We start from the raw sequence: 20,254 nt of genomic DNA, 5'->3' as shown, positions 1-20,254 counted from the left end.
TCCTTTCGGTGGTTTCTCGGGGCTGACGAGGGGCAGGTCAATGGGCCACGGACGCCGGGTGGGCGTCGATGGCCTCGCGGACGGCGCGGGCGACGGCCGGAGCGCCCGGGGCGTCCGAGTGCACGCACACGGAGTCGAAGCGCATCGGCAGCTCCGTGCCGTCCGCGGCCTCGATCGCACCGGTGGTGAGAGCCCGGGAGACGCGGTCGGCGGCGGACCGGGGGTCGGTGGCGTGCGGGGTGCGCTGGATGATCAGTCCGCCCTCGGCGGTGTAGTCCAGATCGACGTAGAGCTCGGCCACGAAGGGCACGCCGCGCTCGGCGCACACGCTCTCGTGGGCGGTGCCGGCCATGCCGAGCACGGCCACGCCGTAGTCGGCGGCAACGGCCGCCACCGGTTCCATGAGGGCGGGGTCCTTGGCCACCATGCCGTAGAGCGAGCCGTGCGGCTTGATGTGGTGGAGCTCGGCGCCGTGCTGGAGCAGGAAGCCGGTGAGGGCGCCGACCTGGTAGCGGAGCAGGGACTCCACCTCCGCGGGGGCGAGGACCATGGCGCGGCGGCCGAAGCCCCACTGGTCCGGCAGGGAGGGATGGGCCCCGATGCCCACGTCGTGGCCCACGGCCGCGGCGACGGTCTCGGACATGATGTCCGGGTCCCCGGCGTGGAAGCCGCAGGCGACGTTGGCGAGATCGACGATCTGCAGCAGCTCCGGGTCGTTGCCGAAGCGGTGCAGGCCGATGCCCTCGCCCATGTCGGAGTTGACGGTGGGCCGGGTGCGGGTCTCAGGTGTGGCCATGATCACAGCCTATGGACGCGATGGGCCCGAGGGAACGATCCTGGCGCGATCCCTCGGGCGCTGCCTCGGGCGATCGCGGGGCTGTCCCGGGGCGAGTGGGGCCCGTCACTGTGCTTTTTCCCGAACACCTGTAGAGTCATCCCCAGTTGTTGAAGTTTCGTTTTTCGCATTTCAAGCAGTTCGCCCGAAGACCGGGCGCAGCAGTTTTTCTGAGAAGACGTTTTGGCAGGCATCGCAACGCCCGAGCACCCCGATCGCCGGGGACGCTCCGTTTCCCAGAAAGACAGGTTCACCATGACTACTGGCACCGTGAAGTGGTTCAACGCCGACAAGGGCTTCGGCTTCATCACCCCCGAGGACGGCTCCAAGGACGTGTTCGCGCACTTCTCCGCGATCAACTCCGGCGGGTTCCGCTCCCTCGAGGAGAACCAGCGCGTCGAGTTCGAGACCCAGGACGGCCCCAAGGGCCCCCAGGCCGCGAACATCACCGTGCTTGCGTGAGAACGCTCTGATCTCCTCGTGAGATCTCCGGCGCGGGGCTGAACCCCTGGCGTCGACCTGAAATCGCCACCCGGCAATAGCCGGGTGGCGATTTCTCTGTCCGCGGACTTGTCGGGGCGTCGAGCTCCCGCACCGACTTGTTGCGCGGGGGTGGTGCCGTGTCGTCGGGCCGCATGGTCGTCGGGCCGCATGCGGCGCACGGCGGCGCCCGGCACGGATCAGACCGGCATGCCGCCACCGCCGAAGACCACGAACAGGCCCAGCACGCCGAAGACGAGGTCGATCCAGCCGAGGACCTTCCCCGCCGTGGCCTTGACCCCGAGGGTCTCCGCCTTGCTCGCCTGCCAGATCGCCAGCGGGCCGAGCACGATCCCGAGGAGGAACAGCCCGATGACGCCCATGATGATGGAGTTGCGCTTGTGGCTCTCACCCTGCGCCGACCCGGGGCCGGGTCCCTGCTGGTAGCCGTTCTGGTAGCCGGGCTGGTGTCCCTCCTGGTGGTCCGGTCGTTGCTGGGCGTAGGGCGAATCGGGGTCGTTGTCGCCGGGACTGCGTTCGTAGCGAGGAGTGTCCATGGTGTGCGCTTCCTCCGTGTCGGATCCGTCCCCGGGTGCTTCCACCACCGGCGTGGGACCAGGAACAACTGAGGGCACCGTATCGCGCGGTCTCCCGCACGAGGACCGTGGTGGGGTGTTTCGGCCGCGCCGGCTCCATTTTCGGCGGACCGGCTCGGAGGGTCCCGGAAGATTGCTCCGAGAACTCCGGGCCCCGACGGCAGCTGCCCCTGGGCACGCACGGCACCGTCGGCGATGCTGGGGCAGGATCAGGGGAAGGAGGGCGGACGATGCCCGAGATCGAGGTGCAGCCGACGGTGGCCCAGGTGCGCCGCCTGCTCCAGGAGCAGCTTCCCGAGGAGTTCCGCGGGCTCGTGGAGCGGCCGCTGTCCCCGGGGGCGCAGGGCTGGGACAACGCGCTGTTCCGGCTCGGTCCCGCCCACGCGGTGCGCCTGCCGGTGCGCCGCGCCGCCGTCCCGTGCCTGCTCCACGAGGCCCGGTGGACGGCCGTGGCGGGCGCGCCGCTGGCCGCGCTGGGGATCGCCGTGCCCCGGCCGGTGTTCCGCGGCCGGCCGGCCGCCGGGTACCCGTGGCCCTGGACGGTGGTCCCGTGGATCGAGGGCGAGGCCGTCGCAACCCTGCCGCTCGGCCGCCGCGGCCGGCTCGCGGAAGACCTGGCGCGGGCGCTGACCTCGCTGCACCGGCCGGCACCGGGGAACGCCCCGCGCAACCCCTACCGCGGTGTTCCGATCGATGCCCGGCTCCGCGCGGCGCCTCCGTCCTGGCCGGCCACGGCCGCGGTGTTCGGCGCGCGGCGGACCGGGCGGCTCCGGGGCATCGTCGAGGACGGTCTGCGCGCCGCCCCCTGGTCACGTCCGCCGGTCTGGCTGCACGGCGATCCGCACCCGTGGAACCTCCTGCACCGGGGCGGACGGCTGGCCGGCCTGATCGACTTCGGGGACGTCTGCGCCGGGGACCCCGCGTCCGACCTCGCCGGCGCCTGGCTGGCCTTCGACGCGGACCAGCGCTCCGGCTTCCGCGCGCTGGTCGAGAGCACCGGCCGCTACGACGACGACGTGTGGCCCCGCGCCGCCGCCTGGGCCGCCCTGTACGTCGCGGCGCTGGCGGCGAACCCCGGCGCCGGCCCGGACTTCGACGCCGTGGTCCGGCACGCCGTGGCCCAGCTGGATCCCTCCGCCGGCGCCTGAGCATGCGCACCCGCTGCCTCCGGAGGCTGTTGGCATGTCCCCCTTCCGCGACGCCGCGGACACCGGCGTCGCCGTCGGGAACGGCTCCGCCGCGGGCGGACCGGTCCTGGGCGGCGAGACGGAGCTCCCCGCCGCCGGTGCAGCTCCCGTCCTGCGCCGCCGCAGCGCCGCCCGGTCCTGATCCGGGCGCCTCCCTCGAGCCGATCGGATAGATTACCCTCCGTGATGAGCTCATGGTGCGACCGTCGCAGGGGCCTCCTGGCCGCTGCGACGGTCGCGGCACTTCTGCTGACCGGATGCGCCGGGAGCACCCCGGCGCCACCTGCGTCGACCTCCGCGCCGTCGGCGGCGCCCTCCTCCGCCCCGGCGTCGTCGCCCGTCCCGACCCCGCCGGCTGCGTCTCCGTCGAGCACCGCGTCTCCGGCGAGCACCGCGTCTCCGGCGAGCACGGCGTCGCCCGCGAGCACCGCGTCTCCGGCGAGCACCGCGTCTCCGGCGCCGAGCGCGCAGGGGCCGGCCATGACGGCCTCCGAACCCGTCTCCGTCCGCATCCCCCGCACCGGCACGGAGTCCGAACTGCTGCGGCTCGGCCTCCGGGAGAACGGGTCCCTCGAGGTGCCACCGGGTGATCCCGGCGCCCCGGCCGCCTGGTACAACGGCTCGCCCACCCCGGGCGAGGTGGGACCGGCTGTCCTGCTCGGCCACGTCAACGCCACGGACGGCGGTCCCGGCGTCTTCGCGGGCCTGCGCGCTCTCGCCCCGGGCGACACCGTCGAGGTGGCGCGCGAGGACGGCAGCACGGCGGTCTTCGTGGTGGAGCGTGGGGAACAGTACGACAAGGACGCCTTCCCCACGCTGGCCGTGTACGGGAACACCGAGGGCCCCGAGCTGCGGCTCATCACGTGCGACGGCTACGACCCGGCCACCGGGGAGTTCGACGACAACTACGTCGTCTACGCGCGGCTCGCCGGCTGACCGCCCCGCTGGAGCGCCCTCCACCGGACCGAGGACAATGGGCATCCCAGCGCACGGGAGGAGCAGCTGATGGACATCGTCATCGTGCCGAACGCCTCGGACGTCGCCACGTACGCGGCCGACGTCGTCGCGGCCCGGATCGCCGGGACACCGGACACCGTGCTGGGGGTGGCCACCGGGTCGTCGCCGGTCGGCATCTACCGGGAGCTGGCCCGGCGCCGGGCCGAGGGCGCGCTCGACCTCGCGCACCTCACGTGCTTCGCCCTCGACGAGTACGTCGGCCTCGCACCCGAGCACCCGCGCAGCTACGCCGCCTACCTGGACCGGGAGATCGTCCGGCCCTTCGGCCTGGACCGGGAGCAGGTCCGGGTGCCAGACGCCTCCCGGGCGGACCTGGACGAGGCCGCCGAGGAGTACGAGCAGGCGATCGCCGCGGCCGGCGGCATCGACCTCCAGATCCTGGGCATCGGCACGAACGGCCACATCGGCTTCAACGAACCGATCTCGTCACTGTCCTCTCGCACCCGGGTCACTGCCCTGTCCGCGCAGACGCGCGCCGACAACGCACGCTTCTTCGACCGGCCCGACGACGTGCCCACCCACTGCCTCACCCAGGGACTGGGCACGATCCTCGAGGCCGGCCGGCTGCTCCTGGTCGCGCAGGGGGAGCGGAAGGCGGCGGCCGTCGCCGCAGCAGTGGAGGGCCCGGTGGCCGCTCGGTGCCCGGCGTCGGTGCTGCAGTTCCATCCCCGGGCCACGCTGGTGCTGGACGAGGCCGCCGCGAGCGGGCTGACGCTCGAGATCGGTCGCCGTCCTGTCCCGGACCGGGGGGATGGAGAGGCGCCGGCCGGTCCGGGCTCCTCGCCACACCCCGCGTCATGAAACGACCACGATGTGTTCCGATGCACCTGGTCACAGCGGAAAGGCCGCAGTTTCCGCGGGAATCCGCCCCGTCGCGCCCCGCCCCGGGGTTCATCACGATTTGACACGTGACGTTGCTGTTGCGAACTGCCTACGATGCGCTTGCAAATCAGCATTCCCGGAATCGAGGGGACACCATGAAGAACAGTGCAGCGGGCGTGGCAACGGCGGCGGCGATCGGGTTCGCGGCCCTGACGGCCGCACCCGCGGCGGCCGCACCGGGTGATCCGATGGTCTTCACCGACTGCGCCACGGCCAACCAGTACGGCGTCTACAACATCCCCGTCGGCTCGGTGAGCTACAGCTCGAGCCTCGTCGACGACGACGGGGACGGCATCGTGTGCGAGAGCGCCGAGTGGACCTACGACCCCACCCGCATCCCCGTGGAGAACGAATCGGGGGGGTACACCCACACCATCATCGACTGGGTCCCGGGCGCCGGCCCCGGACCGGACGCCCAGCCCGGCCAGGTGCCCGGGGTGGACACCCAGCCCGGTGGGATGCCCGCGGCGGACCCGTACACCCAGGTGGGAGAGGTGCCCGTGGGCGGTGCGGACACCGGCGCCGCCGTGGACGCCGGCTCCGGGGGCCTCGCGGCCGCCGGAGCCGTCCTGGCCCTGGCGGTCGCCGGCGCCGCGGTGGCGGTGCGCCGGCGCGTCGCCGGCCGGGCGTAGACCGGGCCGAGCGCAGGAATCGGTCGCCGTGACGGATCCGACCGCCGAGCGCCGCAGGGGCCGCCTGGTCCCTGCGGCGCTCGCCCTCCTGCTGCTCAGCGGCTGCGCGGGCGAGTCCCCCGCGCAGCCCACCGCTCCGTCATCGGCGGTGTCCGCCGCGCCGACGACGACGGCGCCCTCCCCGGCACCCGCGCCCAGCACGCCGGCGCCGGCCGACGCCCCGGCGCCCGAGGTGCTGCCGCCGGTGCTCCCGGCGTCCGCGCCCGTGTCGGTGCGGATCCCCGCGGTGGGGGCCTCCTCCGAGCTGCTGCACCTGGGCCTGCGCCCCGACGGGTCGTTGGAGGTGCCGCCGACCCATCCCGGGGCCCCGGCCTCCTGGTACACGTCCTCGCCCACACCGGGGGAGCGGGGCCCGGCCATCCTGCTCGGCCACGTCAACGCCACCGACGGCGGACCAGGCGTCTTCGCGGGCCTGCGCGGCCTGGCCCCCGGCGACACCGTCGAGATCGTGCGGGCCGACGGCAGCACGGCGGTGTTCGTCGTCGACCGCGGGGAGCAGTACGCCAAGGACGCCTTCCCCACGCGGGCCGTCTACGGCAACACCGCCGGAGCGGAACTCCGCCTGATCACGTGCGACGGCTACGACCCCGCCACCGGCCTGTTCGACGACAACTACGTGGTCTACGCGACGCTCGCCGCCTGAGCCTGCTCTCCTCCCGCGAGGCCGCACCCGGCGGCGGCCACGGGCGCCGACGCCGCCGTCACCGGCCATCTCGCGACCACAGCACCGACGCGGCGCGGGACACGCCTCGTCCTGCAGACGGAGGTGCGATCGCACACGGCGGGGGAGGATGAGAGGGCGCTCCACCGTGCCGTTCCCGTTCCACCGTGCTGTTCCCGTTCCACCGAAGGAGATCCTCATGAGCAATCCGTATCCCCAGCAGCCCGAGGGCGCCCGCGGCGGCCTGCCGCAGTACCAGGCCACCGGTGACCAGTACGGGGCCGGCGCCGGACACCCCGGCGCCGCGCCCCCGGAGGTCAAGCGGCTCCTGACCCTGACCCTCGTCTCGGCGGCGGTCTACCTGCTCAACGACATCGTGGGGCTGGTCGTCGCGGCCACCGCGGACACCGCCGCGATGTACCGGGAGATGGGCCTGTCCGCCGACCAGATCGCGGCGGCCGAACAGACCGGGGGCATCGCGACGGTCACCGGCATCGTGATGCTCGTGATCGCCCTGGGCCTGTACGCCCTGGTCTACGTGTTCCTGAAGAAGGGCAAGAACTGGGCTCGTGTCCTGGGCATCGTCCTGTCCGTCCTCAGCGTGATCGGGACGCTGATCGGGCTCCTCGGGGCGATGGCCTACGGCGGGCTCGGGATCGTTCTGCTGGTGCTCGGGCTGGTGCTGGTCGTGGTGAACGTGCTGTGGCTCGTGACCGCGTTCAAGGCCCCGGTCAAGCAGTGGTACGCCCCGCGCCACATGGTCTGATCCGCTCCGGCAGTCCCCGTGGAACGCCACCCGGCCGTCGAGGCCGGGTGGCGTTCCGCCGCGGCGGGCGATCCCGCCCGCTCAGGAGCCCTGCCCGATGACGCGGTTGCGGCCGGCGAAGAGGGCGACGACGCACAGCAGCGCCATGAGACCCGCCATGAGCAGCAGCGGCGGCTCCCACCGCCCCCCGGCGTCGTAGAGGGCGCCGAAGACGGCGGGCGCGATCGCGGCCAGCGCGTAGCCCACGGACTGGGCCATCCCGGACAGGGCCGCCGCCTGGCGGTGGTCGGTGGACCGGAGGCTGAACAGGGACAGCGCGACGACGATGAGGCTGCCGCAGCCGATCGACCCGAGCACGATCCACAGCAGCGCCAGCTCCGGTGCGACGGCGAGCCCGGCGAACGTGATCAGGGCCAGGGCGCTGCCCGCGAAAGCCACGGGCCGCTGATCGCCCTGCCGCTGCAGAAGCGCGCCGGTGCCCAGGCTGGCGCCCATCCCGATCAGCAGGAACAGCGCCATGTGCGTGCCGGCCGCGGTCGCCGAGACGCCGTGGCTGCGCTCGATGCTCGGCAGCCACGCCATGAGCACGTAGAACGCGACCGACTGCAGGCCCATGAACAGGGTGACCTGCCAGCCCAGCGCCGAGCGCCACGGCGACCGGTAGGGGCCCGGCTCCGCCGCGGCAGCCGGCGCCCCGGAGTTCCCGGACCGCAGCCCGGAGGAGAGCATCAGCAGCGCCACCACCGCCGGCACCGCCCACACCGCCAGGGCCAGGCGCCACCCGGCCGGGCCGGCGTGGGCGATCGGGACCACCAGGGCGGAACCGGCCGCGGCCAGCGCGCCCTGGATCGAGGTGTACACACCGGTCACCTGGCTCACGCGCAGCGGGAACTCCCGCTTCACGAGCGAGGGCAGCAGCACGTTGAGGAACGCGATGCCGATGCCGACCACCGCGGTGCCCACCCACACCGCGCCCTCGACCGGCGCGGAACGGCCGGCGATCCCGGCCGCGAGCAGCAGCAGCGACAGCCACAGGGCCCGGTCCAGGCCCGTCCGGGCCGCCACCGCCGGGGCCACGGGGGAGAACAGGGCGAACATGGCCAGCGGCAGCCCGGTCAGCAGCCCGGCCTGGCCCGCCGAGATGCCGAGGTCGCGGCTGATCTCCTCGAGCAGCGGGCCCACGGTCACGAAGCCGACGCGCAGATTGACCGCGATCAGCACCACACTGAGGAAGCCGAAGCCGAGGCGGGCCCGCCGGCCCGTGGCGGAAGTCGCGTTGGTGAGCACGGCGCACCCTTTCGGAGAGCGGGACGGAGGATCTCCGGACAGCGTAGACGGGGCGGCGCGCTCCGGCACGCCGCCCCGTCCCGGTCGGTCTCCTCCCACGCGGTCCTGCTGCGGTTCCGTTGCGGTCAGGCTGCGTGGGACGTGCCCACCGTCAGCCGAGGATGAGGTTGAGGACGAACAGCAGCGGAATGGACCCCGCCCAGACCGCGGTGGTGATGCCGGACCAGCCTTTCAGCGCGTCGGTGCCCTGCAGCCCGGTGAAGCGGGTGACCACCCAGAAGTAGGAGTCGTTGAAGTAGCTGAACACCATCGAGCCCGCGGTGCACGCCATGGCCGCGACGACGGGGTCGATGCCCAGCGTGGTCACCAGCGGCGCCGAGACGGAGGCCGCGGTGATCATCGCGACCGTGCCGGAGCCCTGGGCGATGCGCACCAGGGTGGCGACCAGGAACGGCACGAGGAACGCGGGCAGCGGGGTGGCGGCGATGGCCTCGGCCAGGGCGTCGCCCACCCCGGAGCTGCGGAGCACCTGGCCCAGTGCGCCGCCGGCGCCGGTGATGAGCAGGATCAGCCCGGCCGAGGCCGCGGCCTCGGCGAACCAGCCGTGCGCCTTGTTGCGGGGCGTCCACCGGGGCAGGAGCACGTAGAGGGCCAGCACCATGCCGATGATCAGCGCGACCACCGGGTTGCCGATGAAGGCGAAGGGGACCGCCCAGGCGGACGGCTCGTACTCGTCGCCGCCGATGACGCCCTGGGCGTTCTGGTCGACGGCGCCCGTGACGGTGTTGAGGATGATCAGCAGCAGCGGGATGAGCAGCGGCAGGGACGCGACGAGCGCGCCGACCTTGTGCGGCTTGGCGCCGGCCGGGGGCTCGCCGAGATCGTAGGCCGGATCCGCCGTGGGGCCCTGCGCGGCCTCGTCGTCGAGACCGTCCCGGGGGCCCTCCTGCAGGTCCGTGCCCGAGGTGCGGGCACCGCCGCCCCCGACACCGGCCGTGGCGACGGTGCCGTAGACGGCCTCGCGCACGTGCTCCTCCACCTTGGGCTCCAGCTGCGGGCCGATCCAGCGGGCGTAGAGGACCACGACGGGCAGCAGGAGCACGGTGAAGGCCAGGCCGGCGAGAATGATGGCCCCGAGGTCCGCGTCGAGGATGCCGGCCACGGCCAGCGGGCCGGGGGTGGGCGGCACGAGGTGGTGCGTGAGCGTCATGCCGCAGCCCAGCGCCAGAGCGAGGGTCACGTAGCCGGCCCGCTTCACCCGGGCGATGGACCGGGCGAGCGGGTTCATGATCACGTAGCCGGAGTCGCAGAACACCGGGATGGAGACCAGTGCGCCCACGCTGCCCATCGCCCACGGCTCGCGGCCGTGGCCGAAGACGCGGAGGAAGGCGAGCGCGAGCGCGTTGGCGGCCCCCGAGACCTCGAGGATCTTGCCGATGCCCACACCGAGGCCGATCACGATGCCGATCGAGGCGAGCGTGTTCCCGAAGCCGGTGGTGATGGCCGAGACGATGTCGAGCACCGGCTGACCTGCGACCAGGCCGGTGACGAGGGCGGCGATGAGCAGCGCCACGAACGCGTCCAGGCGCGTGCGCAGCACCAGGACGATGATGGTGGCGATGCCCAGCACGAGTGCCAGGAGTAGTTGCAGGTCCACGGTGATCGGCTCCTCGGGTACGTGGGACGGCCGGACGGGCGACCCGGCCGCGGGAATTGACGAGACCGGCGCTGCATGTGAGGCTAGTCACACATATGACGTCTGACAAGAGGCAGGTACGCGTTGTGAACCCCCACCCCGACGTGCGCACCCCCCCTCTCGGGAAGGCCGCTTCGGAACGGCGAGCCGATGGCTAGGAAGTCGCTGGTCGAGGCGGTCGCCGAGGACCTGCTCGAACGCATCCTCGGGGGTGAGGTGGCTCCGCACGAGGCCCTCCCGCCCGAGGCCGAGATCGCCCGGGAGTCCGACGTCAGCCGGCTCACCGTGCGCGAGGCGCTCAAGGCCCTGCAGGCGCAGAACATCGTCTACGTGCGGCGCGGACTGGGGACCTACGTGAACCCGCCCGACGCGTGGACCGGTCTCGAGGCGATCCTGAAGGCGGCCTCCCGCGGCGCGACGTCCCACCAGGTGGCGCTGCGGCTGCTGGAGGTGCGGCGCATGGTGGAGACCGGTTCCGCGGAGCTGGCCGCCGTGCACGTCGCCCCGGAGGACCTCGCCGCCATGGAGACCGCGGTCCGGGACCTCGAGCGCGCGCACGAGGCGCAGGACCTGGACGAGGTCACCCGCGCCGACATGGCCTTCCACGACGCCGTGCTCCGGGCCTCCGGCAATCCGTTCGTTCCCGTCCTGCTGGCCCAGCTCTCCCAGCTGCTCTACGCCGAGCGCCGGGCGACCTCCGCGTTCCCCGAGGTCCAGCGGCACGCCATCGAGCACCACCGGCTGGTCCTGGAGGCCATCGGCACCCGGGACCCCGAGGCGGCGCGCAAGGCCATGGAGGCCCACATCGACCAGACCTACGCCGACTACGAGCACTACGTCGGCCACGGGACCGCCCCCGGCGGCCCCGGTCCGGCACCCTGATCCGCCCTCACCAGCACAGGAGATGACTGACATGACCGAGATCACCGCCTTCCCCGCCGAGCGCACCGCCGTGCTGACCGGCGCCGCGTCCGAGCGCGGCATCGGCCGCGCCACCGCCGACCTGCTCGCGAGCCAGGGGTGGAACGTCGCCGTCCTCGACATCGACGGCGACGCCGCCGCCCGGGCCGCGCAGGACATCGCCGGCCGGCACGGGGTGCAGGCCCTCGGGCTGCGCACGGACGTGTCCGACCAGGACTCCGTGAACGAGTCCGTGGCGCGGGTCGAGGCGGAGCTGCCGCCGATCGTGGCCCTCGTCAACCTCGCGGGCATCAGCTCCCCGACGGAGTTCATGCAGGAGACCCGGGAGGCCTGGGACCGGGTCTTCGCCATCAACATGACCGGTACGTTCATGGTGACCCAGCGCGTGCTGGCCGGGATGATCGAGCGCAAGGTCGGTCGCGTGGTCAGTGCCTCCTCGATCTCCGCCCAGCGCGGCGGCGGGACCTACTCCAAGGTGGCCTACAGTGCGTCCAAGGCCGCGATCATCGGCTTCACCCGCGCCGTGGCACGCGAGATGGGACAGCACGGGATCACCGTGAACTGCATCGCACCCGGCCCTGTGGACACCGACATCATGGGCGGAACCCTGAGCGACGAGCGCAAGGCGGACATGGCCAAGGACATCCTCGTCGGGCGCGTGGGCACCGTGCGGGACATGGCCGCCCTGCTCGCGTTCCTCGTCGGCGAGGACGCCGGGTTCATCACCGCGGCGACGTACGACATCAACGGCGGACTGCAGATCTCCTGATCACCCCGCGAGGGCCGGGCCGGATCCCAGTGGGTCCCGCCCGGCCCTCGTCCTGCCGAATCCCTCGATCAGGGGGTGCCGTCCCAGGTGCGGTCCCCGACGAACTCGCCCGGGCGGTGATCGACGAAGGCGGCGCTGTCGAGGCCGAGGGACTCCGCGCTGCGCTGGAGCGTGGAGGTCCTCGCGAGGGATCCCCAGCGGCCCGTCTCCAGGCGCTCGTCCATGGCCTCGACGGCGGCGACATTCTCGGCGACGGTGAACGTGCAGTGGCCCTCCCGGTCCACGAAGGCCTGCCGGAAGAGGGACTGCTCACCGGCCCGCCGGACCGTCTCGGCGTACTCCTCCTGGTACTCGACGGGGGCCAGCAGGTCGACCAGCGTGTGGGTGGCCAGGACGGGGACCTGCAGCTCGCCGGTGGGCGTCGAGGTCCGCAGCATCCACTCCAGGCCGTCCTCGTCCGGGGTGATGTCGGCGCCGCGGCTCAGCGTTCCGAGGTCCGTGGCGAGGTCGAGGCCGGCGAGCCGATACATGTGCCGGACCTGGTGGCGGTGGTCGGAGGACCGCAGCAGCCGGGTGTAGTCGACCCCGGCGGTCCAGCCGCTGTCGCCGCCGGCGGCGGTGACGATGGTGTGCCGGCGCTCGATGACGGTCGGCAGGGTCTGCAGGACCAGCTCGGCCTGGGCGGCGGCGAGCGCCTCGGGGTCCTCGGCGTCCACGCCGTCCAGCTCCGTGGGGGCGTGCAGCAGGGCCGCCACCAGGGCGATGCGGGCCCTGCCCTCCGCGGAGCCGCGGGCCTCCTCCAGGGCGGCCCGCAGTGCGGCGATGGTCGAATCGGAGTCGTCCGGGGCGGTGAACCCGGTCAGCTGCACCTCCTGGCCGGGCAGCAGCAACTCGGCCGCGGCGTGGGCGGCGTCCAGCTGGTAGTTGTTCAGGGCCACGCCGCCGCCCACCAGCCCGCAGGCGCTGACGGCGCCGTCGATGCCGGCTCCCGGCACCTCCGCCATCAGGCTGGTGACGAGCCCGCCCATGGAGCGGCCCACGGCGATGACCCGGTCGGCCTCGCCGAAGCGCTGCTCGAAGGCCGCGAGGGTGTCCAGCTGGTCCTGGACGGCCGTCTCGAGCGCCCAGCCGGTCGTGGCGTAGGAGGACGACGCGACGGCGTAGCCCCGGCGGATCAGTTCCTGCGCCGTCGGGTCGAACCCGGCGTCCCAGGCGGGGTTCGCGGGTCCGGGACGGAAGCCGTGGGCGAAGAGGACCACCTTGCCGTTCCAGTCCGCCGGCACCTCCGCCTGCCAGGCGGCACCGTTGTCCAGGGTTCCGGTGGCCACGGTCGTGGCCGCCGGGGCGGACGTGCCGGGGGAGGCGGCGACGAGCGTGGTCGGGGCGGCCGCGGCGGGAAGGGCGGCGGCGGTGGCGAGAGCGACGGCCAGCGCGGCGGCCGGGACGAGGGCGGTGCGACGGGAGCGGGGGGAACGGACCACAGGATACCTCCGGAAGTGAACAGTTCAATTAGTGAACTGATCCTGCGCCCGCCGGGAGGGTGTGTCAAGGGTCACAGCGAGCGCGTGGTGCTCGGTGCGGGTTCCTCCTGACGTCAGAAGGCGACCTTTCGCAGCAGGTGGGCGAGGTCCGCCCGGTCCTGGGGGCCCAGGGCGCCCAGCGACGCCTCGGTGGCGAGGTCCACCGCCGCCTTGGCGCTCGCGTAGAGCTCCCGCCCCGGACCGGTGGCAGCCACGATCTTGGAGCGGCGATCACGCGGATCGGACTGGCGCTCCACCAGGCCGCGCTGCTCCAGCTCGTCGAGGATCGCCACGGTCTGGCTGGGCTTCATCCTCAGCAGGTCGCCGAGCTCCCGCTGCGTCGGCCCGGTGCCGCTGCAGGCCACCGCCAGGATGGAGTAGCTGCGGACCTTCAGTCCGAACGGTGCGAGTCCCTGGTTGGCCAGCGCGGAGCCCAGCGCCGCCGCCCGGGCCATCAGGAAGATCGGCTCCGCGGCCAGGTCGGTCCCCGTCAGCCGGTCGAAACCGTCGGGCGCGGGCTCGGGGTGCTCCGCGCTGGGGCTGGGGGTCATCGGGGCGGCTCGCTTTCACGGGTGGATCCGGACCATCCTACGAGCTGGAGCCGCCCCCGGGGGCCCTCGGGGGCGTGGTGGTCACCAGCGGGGGTGGACGTCCTCCCGGAAGAAGGCGTCGTAGATCCTGCGGACACCGGCGTCGATCTCCCGGCCCAGGTCCTCGGTGTCCGCCGCCGAGGCGTTGCCGCGGACCTGCTCCACGTTGCGGGCCCCGGGGATCACGGTGCTGACGCCGTCCTGGGCGATGATCCACGCGAGCGCGGTCTGCGCCGTGGTCACCCCGTCGGGGAGCAGCCCGGCGAACTCGCGGACGGCCTCGAGGCCGCGCTGGAAGTCCACCCCGGAGAACGTCTCCCCGACGTCGAAGGCCTCGCCGCCGCGGTTGTAGTTGCGGTGGTCGTCCGCGGCGAAGCGGGTGTCCTCCGTGTACTTCCCGGACAGCAGCCCGGAGGCCAGCGGCACCCGGGCGATGATCCCCACCCCGGCCTCCCTGGCCGCCGGCAGCACGGCGTCCAGCGGCTTGAGCCGGAAGGCGTTGAGGATGATCTGGACGGTGGCGGTGCTGCCGCGGGCGATGGCCGCGAGCGCCTCGTCGGTGCGCTCCACGCTGACGCCGTAGTGGCGGACGGCGCCCTCCTCGACCAGGGTGTCCAGGGCGTCGTAGACCTCCTGGTCGCTGTAGACCGGCGTGGGCGGGCAGTGCAGCTGGACCAGGTCGAGGGTGTCGGTGCCCAGGTTCCGGCGCGAGCGGTCCACCCACTGCCGGAAGTTCGCGAGCGTGTAGTTCTCCGGCACCTGGTCCGCGCGGCGGCCCATCTTCGTGGCCACGGTGATGTCCAGGTCCGGGCGCTCGCGCAGGAACGCGCCGATGGTCTGCTCGCTGCGCCCGTCGCCGTAGACGTCGGCGGTGTCGAAGAACGTCACGCCCGACTCCACGGCGGCCTCCAGCACGGCCGTGGCCTCGGCGGGGTCGACGTCCCCCCAGTCCGCGCCCAGCTGCCACGTGCCCAGGCCCACGGTGGAGACCTTCCGTCCTGTCCTGCCGAGTGTGCGTTGTTCCATGCGTCGAATCCCGTTCCGCGATCGGTGGAGGGTCTCCCGGAGACCCGGGGGACGGCGGCCCGGGGAGCCGGGAGCGCCGGGGACCACCATGCGGGGTGACGTGTCCACCGCGCAAGCACCGGGCGGGCCCGTGCCGTCCGGGTGCCCCCTGCGCTGGGCCCGTCCGGCGCCGTGCAGTACCGTTCTGGCCATGACCGTCGAGGGTGGTGCGAACTCCGCACGGCCTCCGCGCGCCCCCAACATCCGGGACGTGGCCCGTGCGGCCGGGGTCTCCCACCAGACCGTCTCCCGGGTGATCAACGGGCACCCCGCCCTGCGCGACTCGACCCGTCAGCGGGTGCTCCAGGCCATGGAGGAGCTGCGCTTCCGGCCCAACCGGGCGGCCCGTGCCCTGGTCACCAGCGAGTCCAGGACCATCGGCGCCCTCGTCTCCTCGGGCGCCGAGTACGGTCCGTCGGCCAGCCTCCGGGCGGTCGAGACCGCCGCCGACGAGGCCGGCTACGTGGTGGACACCGCCCACATCGACCACGCGGACCGCGCCTCCATCGAGTCCGCCCTGGATCGGATGGTCGCCCACGCGGTGGAGGGGCTGGTGATCCTCGCGCCGCAGTCGCGCACGCTGGAGGTGATCGAGCAGCTGTCCATCCGGATCCCGTTCGTCACCGTGCACTCCCTGCACAGCGAGGACCACCGGATGTCGGTCGACCAGCTGGCCGGCGCCCGGCTGGCCACCCGTCACCTGCTGGAGCTGGGGCACCACCGCGTGGTGCACGTCCCTGGTCCCGAGGGCTGGGTGGAGACCGACGCCCGCCGCCAGGGCTACCGCGAGGAGATGGCCGCCTGGGGGCTCGAGCCCGTGGTGGTCCCCGCCGGCGCCTGGACGGCGGACTCCGGCTACCGCGCGGGGCTCGACCTGCGCGCCGGCAGGCAGTTCAGCGCGGTCTTCTCCGGCAACGACCACATCGCGCTGGGCCTCGTGCACGCCTTCGCCGAGGCCGGGCTGGACGTGCCCGGGGACGTGAGCGTGGTGGGCTTCGACGATGTCCCGGAGGCCGCGCACTTCCTGCCGCCGCTGACCACGGTGCGCCAGGACTTCCCGGAGCTGGGCCGGCGGTGCGTGGCCGTGCTGCTCGCCGAGCTGCGGGGGGAGCGGCCGGTCCGGCCGGGGGACGTGGAGCCCGCGCTCGTGGTGCGCGACTCCACGGCGGCGCCGGGGCCGGGCCGGGACGGCTAGACCCCGCACCACGCCGTTATCAGATCGTTATCGAGTGATCTGGAACACATACTGAACCCTGCGATAGGTTGGCCCGAACATCAGATGTGACCGTTCACATTCCGAGGCGGGCCCGGCCGGTGGCCACTCTTCCCGGAGCGTGCGGCTCGAACGACAACGAGGTCCTCCGTGAGCCAGCCCAGCCCGAACCCCACCTACGTCATCGGCGTCGACTACGGCACCCTGTCAGGGCGGGCCGTCGTCGTGCGGGTGCACGACGGCGCCGAGATGGGCTCCGCGGTGCACGAGTACCGGCACGGCGTGATGGACACCGTGCTCGCCGCCACGGGGGAGCCCCTGCCGCCCGAGTGGGCGCTCCAGGTCCCCGCGGACTACGTGGACGTCCTGCGGCAGGCGGTGCCCGCCGCCGTCCGGGCCGCCGGCGTGGACCCGCGGGACGTGGTGGGCGTGGGCACCGACTTCACCGCGTGCACCATGGTCCCCGTCCGGGCCGACGGCACGCCCCTCAACGAGCTGCCCGGTCTGGCCGGCCGACCGCACGCCTACGTGAAGCTGTGGCGCCACCACGCCGCGCAGGGCCAGGCCGACCGCATCAACGAACTCGCGGCCGGGCGCGGGGAGCGCTGGCTGGCCCGCTACGGCGGTCTCATCTCCAGCGAGTGGGAGTTCGCCAAAGGCCTGCAGCTGCTCGAGGAGGACCCCGAGCTCTACCAGCTCATGGACCACTGGGTGGAGGCCGCCGACTGGATCGTGTGGCAGCTGACGGGCACCTACGTGCGCAACGCGTGCTCGGCCGGGTACAAGGGCATCCTGCAGGACGGCGAGTACCCCGACCGCGAGTTCCTGGGCGCCCTCAACCCCGGGTTCGCCGGATTCGCGCAGGACAAGGTCGACCACCCGATCGGCGCCCTCGGCGCCGCCGCGGGCACGCTCAGCGCGCAGGCCGCGGCGTGGACGGGCCTGCCCGCCGGCATCGCCGTGGCGGTGGGCAACGTCGACGCGCACGTGAGCGCCCCCGCCGCCCGGGCCACCGCACCGGGGCAGATGGTGGCGATCATGGGCACCTCCACCTGCCACGTCATGAGCTCCGAGACCCTGCGCGAGGTCCCCGGGATGTGCGGCGTGGTGGACGGCGGGATCATCGACGGGCTCTACGGCTACGAGGCCGGGCAGTCCGGGGTGGGCGACATCTTCGGCTGGTTCACCGCCCACTTCGTGCCGGGGAGGCTCCAGGAGGAGGCCGCCGGGCGCGGGCTGAGCGTGCACGAGCTGCTCACCGAGCAGGCGAGCCGCGAACCGGTGGGCGCTCACGGGCTCCTGGCCCTGGACTGGCAGTCCGGCAACCGGTCCGTGCTCGTGGACCACGAGCTCTCGGGGCTGCTCGTGGGCCTGACCCTGGCCACCCGACCGCACGAGGTGTACCGCGCCCTGCTGGAGGCCACCGCCTTCGGGACCCGCACCATCGTCGAGGCCTTCGCCGCCTCCGGGATCCCCGTCACCGAGTTCGTGGCGGCCGGCGGGCTGGTCAAGAACTCCTTCCTCATGCAGATCTACGCGGACGTGCTCGGCATGCCGATCTCGGTGATCGGCAGCGACCAGGGCCCGGCCCTGGGCTCCGCCATCCACGCGGCCGTGGCCGCCGGCGCCTATCCGGACGTCCGGACCGCGGCCGCGGCGATGGGCCGGCTCGAGCGCCACGCCTACACCCCGAACCCCGCGCGCACCGAGGCGTACTCCGTGCTCTACCAGGACTACACCGCGCTGCACGACCACTTCGGCCGCGGCGGCAGCGACGTCATGCGCCGGCTCAAGGCGCTGCGGCGCAACGCCCGCTCCAGCCAGGAGGTCTCCGCATGAACGCCCTGACGCCCGAGCTCGAGGAGCGCGTCGTCCGCGTGCGGCGCGAGGTCGCGGAGCTGCACGCCGAACTGGTCCGCTACGGGCTGGTGGTCTGGACGGCCGGCAACGTCTCCGGGCGGGTGCCCGGCACGGACCTGTTCGTCATCAAGCCCAGCGGCGTGAGCTACGACGACCTCGCCCCGGAGAACCAGATCCTGTGCGACCTGGACGGCCGCCCGGTCCCCGGCACCCCGGGCGCGGAGCGCTCGCCGTCCAGCGACACCGCCGCCCACGCCTACGTCTACCGGCACCTGCCGGAGGTCGGGGGAGTGGTCCACACCCACTCGCCCTACGCCACCGCCTGGGCGGCCCGCGGCGAGGCCATCCCCTGCGTGCTGACCGCCATGGCGGACGAGTTCGGCGGGGAGATTCCCGTGGGGCCCTTCGCGATCATCGGCGACGACTCCATCGGACGCGGCATCGTGGAGACCCTCTCCGGCCACCGCTCCCGCGCGGTCCTCATGCTCAACCACGGTCCCTTCACCGTCGGCAAGGACGCCCGGGACGCCGTCAAGGCCGCGGCCATGCTCGAGGACGTGGCCCGCACCGTGCACCTCTCCCGCCAGCTGGGCGAGCCGCTGCCCATCGAGCCGGCGCACGTCGACTCCCTGTTCGACCGCTATCAGAACGTCTACGGCCAGCAGCCCGCAGCCGTCCCCGCCACCCCAGGAGCGCACTCCCGTGAACCCTCTGCCCACCGCCCTTGACCACTACGAGGTCTGGTTCCTCACCGGCAGCCAGGACCTCTACGGCGAGGACACCCTGCGCCAGGTGGCCGAGCAGTCCCGCGAGATCGTCCGCATGCTCGGGGAGGCCGGGCTGCCCGTCCGGGTGGTCCCCAAGCCCACGCTGAAGGACGCGGACTCGATCCGCCGCACGGCCCTGGAGCTCAACGCCGCGGACGGCGTGATCGGCGCGATCGCCTGGATGCACACGTTCAGCCCGGCCAAGATGTGGATCACCGGCCTCGACGCGCTGCGCAAGCCGCTGCTCCACCTGCACACCCAGATCAACGTCGAGCTGCCCTGGGGCGAGATCGACTTCGACTTCATGAACCTCAACCAGGCCGCGCACGGCGACCGCGAGTTCGGCTACATCCAGACCCGGCTCGACGTCCCGCGCAAGACCGTGGTCGGCCACGTCTCGGCCCCCGGTGTCACCGAGCAGATCGCCTCCTGGCAGCGGGCGTGCGCCGGCCGCGCGGCGGTGCAGGGGCTCAAGGTGGCCCGGTTCGGCGACAACATGCGCAACGTCGCCGTGACCGAGGGCGACAAGACGGAGGCCGAACTGCAGTTCGGGGTCTCCGTGAACACCTGGGGCGTCAACGACCTCGTGGCCGTGGTGGACGCCCAGTCCGAGGACCGCGTGGACGAGCTCGTGGCCGAGTACGAGGAGCTCTACGACGTGGCCCCCGAGCTGCGCCGCGGCGGTGAGCGCCACGAGTCCCTGCGCTACGGGGCGCGGCAGGAGCTGGGCATGCTCCAGTTCCTGGAGGAGGGCGGCTTCGGGGCCTTCACCACGAACTTCGAGGACCTCGGCGGGCTGCGCCAGCTCCCGGGCCTGGCCGTGCAGCGGCTCATGGCCCGCGGCTACGGCTTCGGGGCGGAGGGCGACTGGAAGACGGCGCTGCTGGTGCGGGCGGCCAAGGTCATGGGCGCCGGGCTGCCCGGGGGCGCGTCCCTCATGGAGGACTACACCTACCACCTGGTGCCGGGCGAGGAGAAGATCCTCGGCGCCCACATGCTGGAGATCTGCCCGACCCTCACCACGGCACGGCCCTCCCTCGAGGTGCATCCCCTGGGCATCGGAGGGCGGGAGGACCCCGTGCGCCTGGTGTTCGACACCGACGCCGGCCCCGGCGTGGTCGTGGCGATGTCCGACATGCGGGACCGGTTCCGGCTGACCGCCAACACCGTGGACGTGGTGCCCCCGGACGCCCCGCTCCCGCACCTGCCGGTGGCCCGTGCCGTCTGGCGGCCGCACCCCGACCTCGCGACCTCCGCCGCGGCCTGGCTCACCGCCGGCGCCGCCCACCACACGGTCCTCAGCACCGCGGTGGGTGCCGAGGTGATCCGGGACTTCGCCGAGATGACCCGGACCGAGCTGCTCGTCATCGACGGCTCCACCACCCTGCGGGAGTTCCAGCGGGAGGTGCGGTGGAACGCGGCCTACTACCGGCTCGCCCAGAAGCTCTGA

Annotated in this window: 21 protein-coding genes; 14 read left to right on the top strand and 7 right to left on the bottom strand. The window is 73.2% G+C overall.

The window, feature by feature from the left end:
- Nucleotides 1-37: 37 nt before the first annotated feature.
- A complete protein-coding gene (locus ABD220_RS11600) occupies nt 38-796 on the bottom strand; it encodes a 5-oxoprolinase subunit PxpA (protein WP_344122729.1) in 759 nt (252 codons plus the stop codon).
- Between the two features lie 294 nt (nt 797-1,090).
- Here ABD220_RS11600 and cspE point away from each other — a divergent pair, with 294 nt between their 5' ends.
- The gene (gene cspE, locus ABD220_RS11595; RefSeq protein WP_035923571.1) at nt 1,091-1,297 is read left to right on the top strand and encodes a transcription antiterminator/RNA stability regulator CspE; all 207 of its coding nucleotides are present in this window, start codon (nt 1,091-1,093) and stop codon (nt 1,295-1,297) included.
- Between the two features lie 218 nt (nt 1,298-1,515).
- Here the strand turns inward: cspE and ABD220_RS11590 are convergent, their stop codons facing one another.
- Nucleotides 1,516-1,872 (bottom strand): hypothetical protein, encoded by a 357-nt coding sequence (locus ABD220_RS11590; RefSeq protein WP_344122728.1) that lies wholly within the window; start codon nt 1,870-1,872, stop codon nt 1,516-1,518.
- A 269-nt stretch (nt 1,873-2,141) separates the two neighbouring features.
- Between ABD220_RS11590 and ABD220_RS11585 the strand changes: the two genes are divergently transcribed.
- The 7 genes from ABD220_RS11585 (at nt 2,142) to ABD220_RS11555 (ending at nt 7,116) form a co-directional block, all read left to right on the top strand.
- Entirely contained in the window at nt 2,142-3,059 is a 918-nt protein-coding gene (locus tag ABD220_RS11585; RefSeq protein WP_344122726.1) for an aminoglycoside phosphotransferase family protein, read from the top strand.
- Nucleotides 3,060-3,093: 34 nt separating this feature from the next.
- The gene (locus tag ABD220_RS11580) at nt 3,094-3,240 is read left to right on the top strand and encodes a hypothetical protein (RefSeq protein WP_344122725.1); all 147 of its coding nucleotides are present in this window, start codon (nt 3,094-3,096) and stop codon (nt 3,238-3,240) included.
- Nucleotides 3,241-3,578: 338 nt separating this feature from the next.
- On the top strand, nt 3,579-4,034 hold the full coding sequence (locus tag ABD220_RS11575; protein ID WP_344122724.1) for a class F sortase: 456 nt from the start codon (nt 3,579-3,581) through the stop codon (nt 4,032-4,034).
- Between the two features lie 69 nt (nt 4,035-4,103).
- Nucleotides 4,104-4,916, top strand: coding sequence for a glucosamine-6-phosphate deaminase (gene nagB, locus ABD220_RS11570; RefSeq protein ID WP_344122723.1), 813 nt, complete (start codon nt 4,104-4,106; stop codon nt 4,914-4,916).
- Between the two features lie 176 nt (nt 4,917-5,092).
- Nucleotides 5,093-5,629, top strand: coding sequence for an excalibur calcium-binding domain-containing protein (locus ABD220_RS11565; RefSeq protein ID WP_344122721.1), 537 nt, complete (start codon nt 5,093-5,095; stop codon nt 5,627-5,629).
- A 28-nt stretch (nt 5,630-5,657) separates the two neighbouring features.
- Entirely contained in the window at nt 5,658-6,332 is a 675-nt protein-coding gene (locus ABD220_RS11560; protein WP_344122719.1) for a class F sortase, read from the top strand.
- Nucleotides 6,333-6,549: 217 nt separating this feature from the next.
- Nucleotides 6,550-7,116 (top strand): hypothetical protein, encoded by a 567-nt coding sequence (locus ABD220_RS11555; protein WP_344122717.1) that lies wholly within the window; start codon nt 6,550-6,552, stop codon nt 7,114-7,116.
- 81 nt (nt 7,117-7,197) lie between these two features.
- Here the strand turns inward: ABD220_RS11555 and ABD220_RS11550 are convergent, their stop codons facing one another.
- Together ABD220_RS11550 and ABD220_RS11545 are read right to left on the bottom strand one after the other, a co-directional pair.
- A complete protein-coding gene (locus tag ABD220_RS11550; RefSeq protein WP_344122715.1) occupies nt 7,198-8,403 on the bottom strand; it encodes an MFS transporter in 1,206 nt (401 codons plus the stop codon).
- Nucleotides 8,404-8,554: 151 nt separating this feature from the next.
- Nucleotides 8,555-10,060, bottom strand: coding sequence for a GntP family permease (locus ABD220_RS11545; protein WP_344122713.1), 1,506 nt, complete (start codon nt 10,058-10,060; stop codon nt 8,555-8,557).
- 189 nt (nt 10,061-10,249) lie between these two features.
- Between ABD220_RS11545 and ABD220_RS11540 the strand changes: the two genes are divergently transcribed.
- Together ABD220_RS11540 and ABD220_RS11535 are read left to right on the top strand one after the other, a co-directional pair.
- Nucleotides 10,250-10,981 (top strand): FadR/GntR family transcriptional regulator, encoded by a 732-nt coding sequence (locus ABD220_RS11540; RefSeq protein ID WP_344122711.1) that lies wholly within the window; start codon nt 10,250-10,252, stop codon nt 10,979-10,981.
- A gap of 31 nt (nt 10,982-11,012) precedes the next feature.
- Nucleotides 11,013-11,789 carry an SDR family NAD(P)-dependent oxidoreductase gene (locus tag ABD220_RS11535; protein ID WP_344122709.1) on the top strand — a complete coding sequence of 259 codons (777 nt, stop codon included), beginning with the start codon at nt 11,013-11,015 and terminating at the stop codon, nt 11,787-11,789.
- A gap of 68 nt (nt 11,790-11,857) precedes the next feature.
- Here ABD220_RS11535 and ABD220_RS11530 read toward each other — a convergent pair whose 3' ends face one another.
- The 3 genes from ABD220_RS11530 to ABD220_RS11520 form a co-directional block, all read right to left on the bottom strand.
- Complete coding sequence (locus tag ABD220_RS11530; protein ID WP_344122708.1) at nt 11,858-13,270, bottom strand: alpha/beta hydrolase family protein; 1,413 nt, start codon at nt 13,268-13,270, stop codon at nt 11,858-11,860.
- Between the two features lie 113 nt (nt 13,271-13,383).
- Nucleotides 13,384-13,860, bottom strand: coding sequence for a MarR family winged helix-turn-helix transcriptional regulator (locus tag ABD220_RS11525; RefSeq protein WP_344122707.1), 477 nt, complete (start codon nt 13,858-13,860; stop codon nt 13,384-13,386).
- Nucleotides 13,861-13,941: 81 nt separating this feature from the next.
- Nucleotides 13,942-14,925, bottom strand: coding sequence for an aldo/keto reductase (locus tag ABD220_RS11520; RefSeq protein ID WP_344122705.1), 984 nt, complete (start codon nt 14,923-14,925; stop codon nt 13,942-13,944).
- 190 nt (nt 14,926-15,115) lie between these two features.
- On the opposite strand from ABD220_RS11520, the gene ABD220_RS11515 reads away from it, so the two are divergent.
- From ABD220_RS11515 to araA, 4 genes are all read left to right on the top strand, one after another.
- Nucleotides 15,116-16,159 carry a LacI family DNA-binding transcriptional regulator gene (locus ABD220_RS11515; protein WP_344122702.1) on the top strand — a complete coding sequence of 348 codons (1,044 nt, stop codon included), beginning with the start codon at nt 15,116-15,118 and terminating at the stop codon, nt 16,157-16,159.
- A 168-nt stretch (nt 16,160-16,327) separates the two neighbouring features.
- The gene (araB, locus tag ABD220_RS11510; RefSeq protein ID WP_344122700.1) at nt 16,328-18,016 is read left to right on the top strand and encodes a ribulokinase; all 1,689 of its coding nucleotides are present in this window, start codon (nt 16,328-16,330) and stop codon (nt 18,014-18,016) included.
- The gene (locus tag ABD220_RS11505; RefSeq protein WP_344122697.1) at nt 18,013-18,765 is read left to right on the top strand and encodes an L-ribulose-5-phosphate 4-epimerase; all 753 of its coding nucleotides are present in this window, start codon (nt 18,013-18,015) and stop codon (nt 18,763-18,765) included. The genes araB and ABD220_RS11505 overlap by 4 nt, the downstream gene beginning before the upstream one ends.
- Nucleotides 18,740-20,254 (top strand): L-arabinose isomerase, encoded by a 1,515-nt coding sequence (gene araA / locus ABD220_RS11500; RefSeq protein WP_344122695.1) that lies wholly within the window; start codon nt 18,740-18,742, stop codon nt 20,252-20,254. Before ABD220_RS11505 ends, araA begins: the two co-directional genes overlap by 26 nt.

The organism is Kocuria aegyptia (genome assembly GCF_039530085.1).
GTDB lineage: Bacteria > Actinomycetota > Actinomycetes > Actinomycetales > Micrococcaceae > Kocuria > Kocuria aegyptia.
Note: the sequence above shows the minus strand (reverse complement) of the source record. Positions and strands in the feature narration are given on the sequence as shown.

Bases quoted from the DNA above. Each gene is read 5' to 3' on its own strand.
- ABD220_RS11600 (WP_344122729.1), bottom strand. From the start codon at position 796: ATGGCCACACCTGAGACCCGCACCCGGCCCACCGTCAACTCCGACATG.
- cspE (WP_035923571.1), top strand. From the start codon at position 1,091: ATGACTACTGGCACCGTGAAGTGGTTCAACGCCGACAAGGGCTTCGGC.
- ABD220_RS11590 (WP_344122728.1), bottom strand. From the start codon at position 1,872: ATGGACACTCCTCGCTACGAACGCAGTCCCGGCGACAACGACCCCGAT.
- ABD220_RS11585 (WP_344122726.1), top strand. From the start codon at position 2,142: ATGCCCGAGATCGAGGTGCAGCCGACGGTGGCCCAGGTGCGCCGCCTG.
- ABD220_RS11580 (WP_344122725.1), top strand. From the start codon at position 3,094: ATGTCCCCCTTCCGCGACGCCGCGGACACCGGCGTCGCCGTCGGGAAC.
- ABD220_RS11575 (WP_344122724.1), top strand. From the start codon at position 3,579: ATGACGGCCTCCGAACCCGTCTCCGTCCGCATCCCCCGCACCGGCACG.
- nagB (WP_344122723.1), top strand. From the start codon at position 4,104: ATGGACATCGTCATCGTGCCGAACGCCTCGGACGTCGCCACGTACGCG.
- ABD220_RS11565 (WP_344122721.1), top strand. From the start codon at position 5,093: ATGAAGAACAGTGCAGCGGGCGTGGCAACGGCGGCGGCGATCGGGTTC.
- ABD220_RS11555 (WP_344122717.1), top strand. From the start codon at position 6,550: ATGAGCAATCCGTATCCCCAGCAGCCCGAGGGCGCCCGCGGCGGCCTG.
- ABD220_RS11540 (WP_344122711.1), top strand. From the start codon at position 10,250: ATGGCTAGGAAGTCGCTGGTCGAGGCGGTCGCCGAGGACCTGCTCGAA.
- ABD220_RS11535 (WP_344122709.1), top strand. From the start codon at position 11,013: ATGACCGAGATCACCGCCTTCCCCGCCGAGCGCACCGCCGTGCTGACC.
- ABD220_RS11525 (WP_344122707.1), bottom strand. From the start codon at position 13,860: ATGACCCCCAGCCCCAGCGCGGAGCACCCCGAGCCCGCGCCCGACGGT.
- ABD220_RS11520 (WP_344122705.1), bottom strand. From the start codon at position 14,925: ATGGAACAACGCACACTCGGCAGGACAGGACGGAAGGTCTCCACCGTG.
- ABD220_RS11515 (WP_344122702.1), top strand. From the start codon at position 15,116: ATGACCGTCGAGGGTGGTGCGAACTCCGCACGGCCTCCGCGCGCCCCC.
- ABD220_RS11505 (WP_344122697.1), top strand. From the start codon at position 18,013: ATGAACGCCCTGACGCCCGAGCTCGAGGAGCGCGTCGTCCGCGTGCGG.